The following is an 11,744-nucleotide window of genomic DNA, read 5'->3' as shown; positions in this document are numbered from 1 at the left end:
ACCTTTTAAAGGTACTTTCATATTTTTTTCACATATAAGCTCATAAATGAAATAACTATGAATTTTTCGGCCGATTTTGATAAAAATTATGATATACTAAATCATAATGCGGTATAATTGGGTCATCCCATAGGAGATGATACTAATCATTTTAGAAACTGTATAAATAGGTAGTTCATATAGATATAGATATAGATATAAATAGAGATATAGATAGAGATAGAGATATAAATATAGTTATAGATATAAATATAGTTATAGATATATAAGTTGGTATTTACCCATAAAGAATAAGAAAGGACTCGTTATGGATACACAAACTAAAGAGCCATCAAAAAACACTTCTAATGAAGTATATAAAGAAAATAAAGAAAACAATCATAATGAATCACAACAAATAATTAGTGCTCCACCGCATCAAAAGTCTACGGATCAAAAAGAGATTGATGCATTGAAGGACTCTTACGATGATTTTCTTTATGTATCAAAAGCATTTTCTAATTGTGCTATCAACTCTTTAATCGCCAAAGCACGTCTATACGGTCTCAATCCAGAGCCAATTAAGGGTGCCCGTGTCCTCGAGCTTGGTTCCTCTTGTGGTGGTAATATCATTCCTCAAGCGCTGTACTATCCAGAAGCAACTTTCACAGGCATCGACCTATCCCCTGTCCAAATTAAGCATGGTAACGAGTTAATCAAATCTATCGGTCTCACTAATATCACACTGCTAGAAAAAGATATTATGGACATTGATGATGATTTCGGCACCTTCGATTACATCATCGTCCATGGCATCTGGTCTTGGGTGCCAGATATTGTAAAAGATAAAATCTTATCTATTTGTAATCGCAATTTATCAGACCGCGGTATCGCCTATGTATCGTACAATACATATCCTGGTTGGAAACGATTGGAACAAATTCGCGACATTATGCTCTATTCTGAAACACAGGCTAAAAAAGATAGCTTGCAAGAACGTACGATTTACACAAAGAATGTGCTAAAGCTAATTGCGGAAACCATGAAGATGGACGATGAAATTCAAAAACAGTCTGGTTATAAAATCGATAATATCAATCGTGTGTTGCAATCCAATAACTATTATGTAGCCCATGAATATTTAGAAACCTTTAATGATCCTGTTTATGTGGCTCAATTTATTGAGCGTGCAGAGCATCAAGGCTGCGTATATATTGGTGATGCACGATTAGAAAAATCCTTTATTACTTGGTTAGATGACAGCATCGTAGATAATATTAAGGTCCTCTCTAACAATGATTACAAGGCCAAAGAGCAATACTACGATTTTGTTTACGATACACAATTCCGCATGGCCTTATTAACTAAACAATGCAATACAGATGCAATCGTGCGTAATGAAACAGTAGAGAAAGATATTCTTGAAAGCATTTACTATTGCGGGCTTGCAGAGGATAGACTTGGTACACCAAATGGTTGGACAGATCCTTTACATCAAACTATCAAGTATTTTATGAATACAAAACAACTATTTACTATAGAGGATATTCAAAAATATATAGAAGAACATTATCCAAACGAAACCTTTGATATGAATAAGCTATATGTGCGCCTATTCCACCTCTCTATCCTCAACCACCTCAATGCATATGGTGAGAATTATGAATGCTTACCATTTGTAGAAAATGTTAGCTATATTCCTGAGCGATTTATTAATTATGTTGCCACACTAATTGAAGGTAATGGTAAACAGTACATGACGTTGGGTAATATGTTTAACCAAGAGGATGCTAGTGTAGATGAAGGCTTACTATATGTAATGAAGCAAATGGCAAAACCAATCTCTCGTGCAGAGCTCATTGCAATTCTAGATGAAACACTAACGATTACACGCACTCGAAATGGTGAAACATTTACGGTGCCTAGTGAACAATATCTAGACGAATCAATTCAACATATCACTGCTTTGGGATACTTCAGACAATAGATATACCTTTATATAAATATAAATATAAATATAAATCTAAATCTAAATACAAATACAGATATAGATTGATATATTGATTCATATTTATATCTGCACATAGTAAAAGCGTAACTGATAAGATTGCCGTCTCATCAGTTACGCTTTTTTATGTTCACTACTATGCTACCTCGGGGTGGAGTTGAGGTATGCATAGTAGCTACTTATTAAGTTGTGTGAACACTATAAACTAATAGTATCCTTATTTTTTATTAACACGAACGCGTTCAATTGTTGGTTCACCTTTAGCATTTTTAGCTACAGTGTCAACACGGAACAAAGCCATTTCAGGGCTGAATTCTGTTACAAGGCGATCATTAACTGTTACGCCGTCTTGAATGGCACGGTATACAATTTGAGCAAATTCATAACGTGTTAACATACGGTCACCACCGAATGTGCCATCTGGATAGCCTTCTACTAAACCACGGCGAGATAAATCGCTTACAGCTTCATATGCCCAATGGTTTGTAGGGATATCTGGGAACAATGTTGTGTGATCGGCTTTCATCTTAGTACCAGCAACACCATTCAACAATGTAGTCAATTTTTGAATTTGAGCATTTTGTTCAGCTACTATTTTCTTAAGAGCTAATACTTCTTTACCAATTGCTACACGAGAGCGAGATACACCGCTATGAGCGCCTACTTTTACAGATAAACCAGCATTGAATACTGTTTCATCACTGCCAACAGTAGAACCTACACTAAGTTGTACGTCTTCATTAGGACGATAGAAAGCACCTAATGCGGCAGCATTACCGCTGCGGTAATGGCCATAGCCTGCAGCAAAGTCCCATTTAGCATCTGGATCGAAATCAAGTGGATGCAATGCTGCCAACGCTGCTGCACCTGCTACGGATTTATTGACACGTTTATCCATCTTGGATAAGTCGCCTTTGATATTTTTGATATCATTTGTATTTTTAGTAATATTTGTTGTGTTATTTGTAATTTGGTCAGCAATATCATCAGCAAGAGATACTTTATAGTCGTGAGTATTACCATTTACAGTTGGTGTTACCTTAATGTGGTCACCAGCTGTTACAGTTGTAACTTGAGTAGATGCTGCGATTTGATCTTGTACTCGTTTAAGTTGAGATACGTTAACTGCATCAGTATCTGCTACACCAGCTTTCACATTATTAATAATTTGGTCGCCTGCGCTGATACCATTTGTAGTGTAGTAAACAGTTTTACTACCTTCACTTGCATACATACCGTATTTAGTGAAGTTCGCTTGTTCTAATGTATCTGTGTTTTCGATTTGGATACCTTTAGGTGTAACACCGATATTTTCGCTACCGTTAAAGAAGCGAGCGCTGTCTTTATCGATACGAGCACGAACGTCGTCAGTAGCTTTGCCGAAGTTAGCAGAGCTCATTTCTACTAAGTCTTTATTAACAGCTACTTTATATTCAGCACCACCATTAGCATTAGTGCCAGATGTAACAGTTGTATTATCGCCTGCTACTACAGTAGTATGTTTTTTAGCATCTGCCTCAACAGTAGAGATTTTAGTTTCTACCTTTTTAAGTTGTGCTACGTTAACCGCATCAGTATCATTTGTACCAGCTGCAACAGATGTAATTTGACGTGTTACATCATTAGCTACGTCGCCAACGGATACAGCAGATGCTGTGGCTTTCCATGTGGAGCTTGTATCAGTAGATGCCGCTTTTGTGCTGATATCATAACCAGCTGCACCAGCTGCTACAGTCGCTTTGGATTTACTACCAAGAGCTACACCGCCTTCAGCAGATACTTCAGTGTTATGACCAATAGCCACTGCATCATTTACAGTTGTAGTAGTTTCTGCATCGCTAGAGCCAATAATAACAGAGTTATTAGCACCTGTTACCTTGCGGTTGTCACCAACGATAACTGTATTATTAGCATCGGATACAGTGTTCTTAGAACCAATAGCCGTCATATGTTGTACATTTGTACCAGTATTACCAACACCTACTACAAAGTTATCTGCGCTTTTAGCGCCGTTAGAACCTGTTACAGTATTATTAATACCAATCATGGATGTGCGCAATGTGTAGTCTGCTTTGTTTCCGCCGCCAAAGGCCATCGTTGCGCCACCACCGTTAGATTCTTTTACGGCTTCACGGAATTTTTCGGCTAATTCTTTCGCAGAATTGCCACCATCCTCCGGTGCACCAGAAATAGATTTAACAGAGTTAGTGATTTCGTTGCCGGCACCCATGATAATAGAACCATTGGAATTAAACGTTCTATTTGCAGTACCAACGATACTATTAGCAACACCAGAGTAATAGTTATTAGCTGTTTTAGATTCGATGCTATTTAAAGAACCATTAATAGTGGATCCCAAGTTTTTAACAGGATTTGCTAAACGACCACCATTATATCCACTGGAGATAATGTTGTACGTACCAGTGTTTGTAGCAAAGGCACCGTTTGTGAAGCTGTTGGCACCGACTGTAGTAGCATATGCATTCAATGCATATGTACGTGTAGAAGCAGAATCTACAGTTGTATCACCAAGATCACCTTTATAGTTATGGGAACCAATCATAGTACTACCAGTACGAGCAAATGTATTATCCCCAATTGCAACACTGCCTACTACCTTTGTTGGATCTGCAGGAATTCTTGAAGAAGAGAGCCAACTACCACTATATGTTGTTTGACCTAATGCAAAGCTAGCCTCTACACCGCCGGCCATATTTTCAATTTTTGCATTTTTACCAATCGCTACACTACCGCCTTGGCTAGCATAGTTATTAATATTAGCATCCTTACCGACTACGATATCCCCTGTCGCAGCACTGGCACCATTGGAATAACCAATCTTAGCATTAGGACCAATAGCCACGTTTTCAGCTTTTGGAGCATTGCTACCTGTACCGTACGCTACGCCAGCACCAGTGCCCGTTGCCGTATCGGCTGCACTCGCTACAACACATAAACTAGATAACAATACACCGTTGATTAACAAAGTTAATAAACGTTTCCGTTTGTTCATAATTTTGAACCTCCGTTTACAAACTACAAAACCTATCATTCTCTCTTTGCATTAAAATTCACTTTTTATTCATGAGTCTTATATGAATATTGTAGCACGTATACGAATTTTGTAAACAGTAATTTATATATCTATTAAGAGAATATAAAAAAGGATAGTTAATCGATGAGAATTAACTACCCTTTTTTGGGTAAGAGGAAGGCGAACCCCTTACCGGTGCCGTATGATATAGGTTTGTTATTAAGAGAGAGATTTTGAAGTAAACACAATACAAAGATTATCAAATAGTTGGAGAGTAACTAAGATGAACGGGCGATCACACGGCATCAATAATAAGATAATGGCTTTTATAAAAAGCCATTATCTATAAAGAACATTTGATTTGAACACTAACGTTTCCCTTACCTAGAGTATATCACTTATATAGGAACAATAGTAGATTGTTTTTCATTTAATTTTCATTAAAATAAAATGAACGCAGGGAATGGCATGACTATTCAATTTGTCTATTCAGTTATCAAAATTATTGTTCAACAAAAACCGTATTAGTTCGTCTTACGAGGTTGAGCATTTTATCGCGAACCGTTGCAGATTGTTCTAAACGATGCTTGCCACCATACCAAGCCATTGGAGCGCCTGCTAAGCGGAAGGTAATCTTACCATATACACCGCCAGAGCTGTGTTCCGGTTTGTTATAGCCCATATCGACAGACACACGTGGTGTGAGCTGTAACTCAGAGCCAACGCGCAAACCATTCTTATCGGCCTGACGTTCTTGATTCCAATGGTATCCTTCTACATAGACTCTAGCCCAACGAGCATTTTTGAAAGTCTTACCATATTCAACAGTATAACCATTGGCCACCCGTTCCAAGGTATGTAAATTTACATCTAGGACGCGTTCATCAGAAGCAGAACCGTACCAGTTGAAGCGGAACTCGCTTTCACCAGACATATATTCAAGGCCTGCACTGAGTCGATTATGACGATTCAAGAACCGGTGGTCATAGAATAGATGTGCCCCATAAAGGCGACGATCATCCTTGGAAATACGACGATACCCAACGCCTATGTTGAGGGTAGTACCGGTGTCCGACGCACGAGAAATGCGCTGCTGCGTAAACCACACATCGCGAGACGAATTATCGTAATGACCTAATGGTTGAACAGTCTCCACCGAATAGAGTGGCTTCCACCCTTCTTGGAACTGGAAGCTCAGTGTAGTGCGTCGCATCCACGGCTTACCTTTGGCACCATACATAGCATTAGATACATTAGACATAGCCACCGCATTAATGGCGCGGTTCACTGCATCTACATTGCTATACTGCACGGTCTTAGTATCTTGCCGATCCATGATGAGCGGCCCACCTTGGCCAATCACATGGTCCGGTGTGGCAGCAGGCGTAATGTGAAAGCCCTCTGATGCGTACTTCATGCGCTCTGTTTGAGCATCAGTTTTTACAGACACTACGCCCTTATCATTATGTAATTGTTGTTTTTCTGCCTCAGCTGTACCCACACAACACAATAGGGCACTCAAGGCGATACACACAATACGTTTCATTACTCTCTACATTTAAAATTCATGAACAACAAATGAAATATATATTAGTGTATCGAATAATGTTTATGTATGTCAAGATAAGAGGTCACTAGAAACGTATTATATTACTATTATATGTATATAAAAAAGAGGTAATAACCATGTTATTACCTCTTTCATATCCTTTATCAATATTAAAGCTTACTCTATATTACTACACTGAATATTAAATATTAGATATTAGATTCTATTTTTCATTAAGTTTTTGCACAAGCATATCTACTGTTTCTTGTAGTTTTTTGTTTTGTGCTTCTAATGTATCCACACGTTGTTCTAGTGCGTTATAGGATGCAGGGGAGATCTTAGCGAGTGTCTTATTTTCACCGAATTTATAGGATACGCCTACATTAGTCATCAAATCACCACTTACAGTTGTACCTGCTGTAAGGAGTAGGTTTTCTTTCGGATAGTAACCTACGCCAAGAGCCAATGCATTTTCGCCCTTGTAGTGACCATAGCCACCCATAACTTGGACCTTGTGGTCAGGATCAAATTGTAGTGGATGTAATGCAGCTAGTGCTGCGGCACGAGCATCACCGCGGTTGGATTCTTTTTCCACGTGGCGTACATCGCGATGCAATACATCGATTTGTTGGTTTGTACCATATAACTGGGAGCCGTTAACCGCATCTGTAGAATCCGCTGTAATACGACCTGCTGCAACATGAGTGATAGTGCGCTCTTGACCTGCTGCACCAACAGATACAGTAGACACAGGAGCAGTACCGGCGAAGCTTTCAGTAACACCATTATTGTAGGTATAACTAGGAGTGCTCACTACATCACTACTTTCAGCAGTAGAATTATTACCTAATACAACTGCATTGTCTAGAGATGTTTTCACATTATTACCCACTACGAATGTATTATTAGCACTCACTTGGTTCTTGTTACCAACACTGTAGGAATTATCGCCCTTAACAGTATCCACATTATACGTACCTACACCAAAGGCACCAGATTGGTTACCTTCAATTTTGTTATATGCGCCAATAGCGGAGTTCTTATCGCCTTTAAAGATAACACCATGACCCATGCCATAGTTAAAATTACCATTTACAGTGGAGTTAGAACCGATTAATACTGTATTGTTACCCTTACTAGCGGCAGCTTGAGAAGCGCCGAGCCATACATTTTTATTACCTTGAGAGTAGGAACCTGTAAAGTAGCCTATAGCAATCGTATCAGAAATGGTTGAATTATAACCTGCTGCAAAGTTACCTAAGAAGTTATAATCACCTTTACCGCCTACAAATGTCTTAGAACTGAGCGCTACGTTACCACCACCTTGGGAACCATTCAAGGCAAGACGACCGATGGCAATATTATTACCCTTTGCATTTGGATCCCCTACATGGGCATAGGGATCGCTATTAGCCGCCCCAGTTTGACCGCCAAGATGTACATTATCTGAGTTAGTGAAAGATGACCAGCCTTGTAAACCAATGTTATAAGTGGCACCACCACTAGAAACAACAGGAATATCTGCAGCCTGTACCAAGCTAGCAGAAGATATGGTCAAAACTCCGAGTACTGCTAATAATTGTAGTTTCTTTGCGTGATTCATAATCATACGCCTCCCTTGTTACACTACAAAACACTTCTCCTTCATACTTTCCTCATAATTCTACAAGTAGATTATACTGCCATCGAAAAAATATGTAAATAACATAAATAATAATTCATAAAGAATATAATAGTGAATACAAATAACAAACAAACCCCCGTAGGAATGAATCCTACGAGGGCATTTGTTTTGAAAACAAAAGAGGCAACGGCCTATGCCGTTACCTCTTTCATAGATATATAGTTATATATACCGATTAGCGGATGCGTTTAACGCGGTTGTTACCATCGCGCATAGCTTCTTTCAAGCTGTAAATTACCATTTCGTTCATGTAGAAACGCAATTCATCATTAGACACGTTAGCTGTATTCTTTTCAAGAATTGCCAAAATTTGGTTTTCATATTCAGCTTGATTCATTTCAGATACTGTAGTGTTATTCGTGAAGAATTCTTTGTAATCTAAGTACAAGCGATCTAATGCTACGCGAGCATAGCTGTCTTTTTTATAGCGATGGCTTGTAATGTACCAGTCACGACGAACATTCATGTAGTACAACACGTTATTAGTATAACGTTGTTGACCAGACATTACGCGATTGTCGTCTTTGATTAAAGAATTGCTCATCCCCAATTGGAATGATGCAAATTCAGATACTACAGCTTTTACCTCTTCACTAGGAACAGCAAGAGAGATTTCTTGTTGTTCTGCAGTCAAAGGAGCCGCAGGTTGTTCAGGCATCATCAAAGGATCTTGTGCCGCATGTACTTGGCCAGCAACACATACAGAAGCAATTGCCATAATAGGTAATAATTTAATTAGTTTCATAAGTCTCCTCTCTCGAAGTGCCCTCCCCAGAGCTACTTCATTTATCATGTAATAGATATTATCTCTTGAGGAACTTTTATCCCCATAGAGACCCCCATACTAAGCATGGTAAATTTATTAATACAGTGTGCTTCAATCAATAATGATTCTAGTAGCTTACATTTTCATTAGTATACACGATATATCGTATTTCGTCTATATAGTTTTTCATTAAGGTTAGAAGAAAAATGCATAGGTGGCTATATAGTTAGTTCTATACTCCATACAATAAAAGCCTCCTAATAATAAAGTCATGACTCTATTATTAGGAGGCTATATATGTTAGCTATTGTACAAAAGATTATTTAATAAATCTACACTTAGAATTTGTGCGTGAAACCAGCGTTTACGCCCCAGTCTGCTTGGTAGTCACCAGACAAACCTGTGGCAACGTCAGCGAATACACTATTGTTGCTATTGAAACCATAACGGCCGCCGAATGCAAGTTCAGTCCAAGTACCTTTAAGGTCTTGTTCTGTTAATTTCGCAATACTGCCACTAGCAAATGCGGTTTTTACATTGCCTGTGAAAGCATGACCTGCTGCAAAACGTGTATAAAGGTTACCATTGCTAAATTGTTTACCCAATTCAAGGCCGATTTTACCAGAAGTGCTGTTTACACTAGATTGGTTAACAAATACATTACCTACATTAAAGTTACGGCCACCGAAGTGTGTAAAGTTCAATTGTGCTTGTGGTTCTACATAGAAACCGTTATCGTATTTCAATGTTTTACCATAGCGAACACCGATGCTGTACGCATTGGATTTTGTATCACCAGACATAGCTTCACCGATTTCATTGCGAGCTGTGAAGTCATTAGATACGCGACCAACTTGAGTTTCTACATGTACATATTGATCTTTGCCAAGGTCTTTCAAACCATAAGCACCTACAGAGAAGGATTTCACCTTGCCGGAACCATCGAATACATAGTCTTCAGAACCGCGAAGGTAAGATACTTGACCACCTACAGTCCAACCACGGCTGATTTTAGCATCATAACCGCCTTGGATGCGTGTATAATCTGTAGCTGTATCAATACCGCTGCCAGAGTAGCTGTATTTACCGCCACCGATGCGAGCCCAAATACCAGTTGGTTCACCTTGTTGCAATACACGAGGACGATACATATCGTCAGCTAATGTACGCCAAGCGTTGATATTTCCTACTACAGCGGAACGAATACCACGCATATGAGGTGTATCATAAGCACCACGAATAACAGGATTAGGATTTACTGGTTTAGGTGCTGGTGTTACAGGTGTAATTGGTTTAGGATCCGGAGTCACTGGTGTAACCGGTTTTGGATCTGGAGTTACTGGTGTAACTGGTTTTGGATCTGGAGTCACTGGTGTAACTGGTTTTGGATCTGGAGTTACAGGTGTAACTGGTTTTGGATCTGGAGTTACTGGTGTAACTGGTTTTGGATCCGGAGTTACAGGTGTAACTGGTTTTGGATCTGGAGTTACTGGTGTAACTGGTTTAGGATCCGGAGTTACTGGTGTAACTGGTTTTGGCTCTGGAGTTGGTGTAGGTTTTGGTTCTGGCACCACATAGGAGCCTTGGCCATTACCGTCTTTCCAAGTAATATCCCCTTCTTTTTGATCTGTAGTCAACGCTTTTTTGTAGCTAGACACGATACCTTTAGAAGCAATAGATACTGTACCAGAAAGGTTTCTTTCACCTTTTACATAGTTCTCATAGTAGAATTTGTGGGCTAAGTTATCTAAAATCTTGTTTACATTACTTTCAGAGGAAGTATCAAGGTGATCACCTGTTACATAGCCATGCACAGCAGAGCCAGTCGCAGCGGATTTCACGATGAAGTTACCACCCTCGATATCAGCCGGATCAAGACCATTTTTCTTGGAGCCTTGTTTAGCGAAGTTCAAGCCCGTGCTATCACTCATGTCATAAATAACATTAATATGGCCGTCCAATTTATTTACATGAATGTCGCTGCGAGAATCTTGCGCAATACGGCTGAAACCTTCACGCGTACGAGTACCTGTGAGGTTATTAATACTACTGCGTTCCGTTTTACCATCAATTTTGAAAGATTCCAAGCCACCCATGTAATCATGGCTCCACATGCCACCATCAAAGGTCATGTTAATTTCGCCACCCTTATCCTCTAAGGTGTTCACTGCCTTACCAGAAAATTGGTTAGGACTATTGTGTGCGCGGCCTAGGCCAATATTAATAACAGATGGTTGCTGTTCTTGATGAGGAGGCATCATTTTATCAGATACAAGCACATCGCCTTGCATATTAAATACTTTGTGCTTTACAGTACCCGCATCATCGACACCAAGATTAATTTTACTATTATAAGCAAATGCCACTGGATATGGAGACTTCCATGGTGCAGTAGTCACGTCCATAACACCGCCATCCACTTGAATGGAACTGTTATTTAGCATGCCTGTAATGAAAGCTGGTTGACGATAGCGTTTAGGCAATTGAGATGCATCAGGAGTGTCCAAAGAGCCAATTGTAACTTGACCACCATCAGATGCGACTACACCATTCGCAGTCGTATTACCTGTACTTTCAAATTTACTATCAGCAGTAGTTGCAAAAATACGTCCATCAGAATTAATACCTGCTGCAGCCCATGTAACAGGCATAGCCATCGTAGATGACAATAAGGTCATCATAACAGCAGACAATAAAATCTTATTACTACCTTTCATCCTCTTA

General features: G+C 39.2%; 6 protein-coding genes. 1 reads left to right on the top strand and 5 read right to left on the bottom strand.

The genetic code is table 11. The features are described from left to right. Positions 1 to 307: 307 nt before the first annotated feature. Complete coding sequence (locus VEIS1202513_RS00225) at positions 308 to 1,966, top strand: methyltransferase regulatory domain-containing protein (RefSeq protein ID WP_213467468.1); 1,659 nt, start codon at positions 308 to 310, stop codon at positions 1,964 to 1,966. Positions 1,967 to 2,204: 238 nt separating this feature from the next. On the opposite strand, the gene VEIS1202513_RS00220 is transcribed toward VEIS1202513_RS00225, so the two are convergent. From VEIS1202513_RS00220 to VEIS1202513_RS00200, 5 genes are all read right to left on the bottom strand, one after another. Further along, on the bottom strand, positions 2,205 to 5,000 hold the full coding sequence (locus tag VEIS1202513_RS00220; protein ID WP_213467467.1) for an S-layer homology domain-containing protein: 2,796 nt from the start codon (positions 4,998 to 5,000) through the stop codon (positions 2,205 to 2,207). Between the two features lie 523 nt (positions 5,001 to 5,523). Then, complete coding sequence (locus VEIS1202513_RS00215) at positions 5,524 to 6,567, bottom strand: inverse autotransporter beta domain-containing protein (RefSeq protein WP_213467466.1); 1,044 nt, start codon at positions 6,565 to 6,567, stop codon at positions 5,524 to 5,526. A gap of 226 nt (positions 6,568 to 6,793) precedes the next feature. Continuing rightward, a complete protein-coding gene (locus VEIS1202513_RS00210) occupies positions 6,794 to 8,173 on the bottom strand; it encodes a YadA-like family protein (RefSeq protein WP_213467465.1) in 1,380 nt (459 codons plus the stop codon). Between the two features lie 256 nt (positions 8,174 to 8,429). Further along, positions 8,430 to 8,999, bottom strand: coding sequence for a hypothetical protein (locus VEIS1202513_RS00205; RefSeq protein WP_213467464.1), 570 nt, complete (start codon positions 8,997 to 8,999; stop codon positions 8,430 to 8,432). A 359-nt stretch (positions 9,000 to 9,358) separates the two neighbouring features. Next, positions 9,359 to 11,737, bottom strand: coding sequence for an autotransporter outer membrane beta-barrel domain-containing protein (locus VEIS1202513_RS00200; protein WP_213467463.1), 2,379 nt, complete (start codon positions 11,735 to 11,737; stop codon positions 9,359 to 9,361). Positions 11,738 to 11,744: the final 7 nt, after the last annotated feature.

Origin of the sequence: Veillonella orientalis, assembly GCF_018406505.1 — a bacterium.
GTDB lineage: Bacteria > Bacillota > Negativicutes > Veillonellales > Veillonellaceae > Veillonella > Veillonella nakazawae.
This window is presented reverse-complemented; position numbering and strand designations above follow the sequence as displayed.

Excerpts from the sequence above, each read along its gene's own strand:
- VEIS1202513_RS00200 (WP_213467463.1), bottom strand. The coding sequence starts at position 11,737 with ATGAAAGGTAGTAATAAGATTTTATTGTCTGCTGTTATGATGACCTTA.
- VEIS1202513_RS00225 (WP_213467468.1), top strand. The coding sequence starts at position 308 with ATGGATACACAAACTAAAGAGCCATCAAAAAACACTTCTAATGAAGTA.
- VEIS1202513_RS00210 (WP_213467465.1), bottom strand. The coding sequence starts at position 8,173 with ATGAATCACGCAAAGAAACTACAATTATTAGCAGTACTCGGAGTTTTG.
- VEIS1202513_RS00220 (WP_213467467.1), bottom strand. The coding sequence starts at position 5,000 with ATGAACAAACGGAAACGTTTATTAACTTTGTTAATCAACGGTGTATTG.
- VEIS1202513_RS00215 (WP_213467466.1), bottom strand. The coding sequence starts at position 6,567 with ATGAAACGTATTGTGTGTATCGCCTTGAGTGCCCTATTGTGTTGTGTG.
- VEIS1202513_RS00205 (WP_213467464.1), bottom strand. The coding sequence starts at position 8,999 with ATGAAACTAATTAAATTATTACCTATTATGGCAATTGCTTCTGTATGT.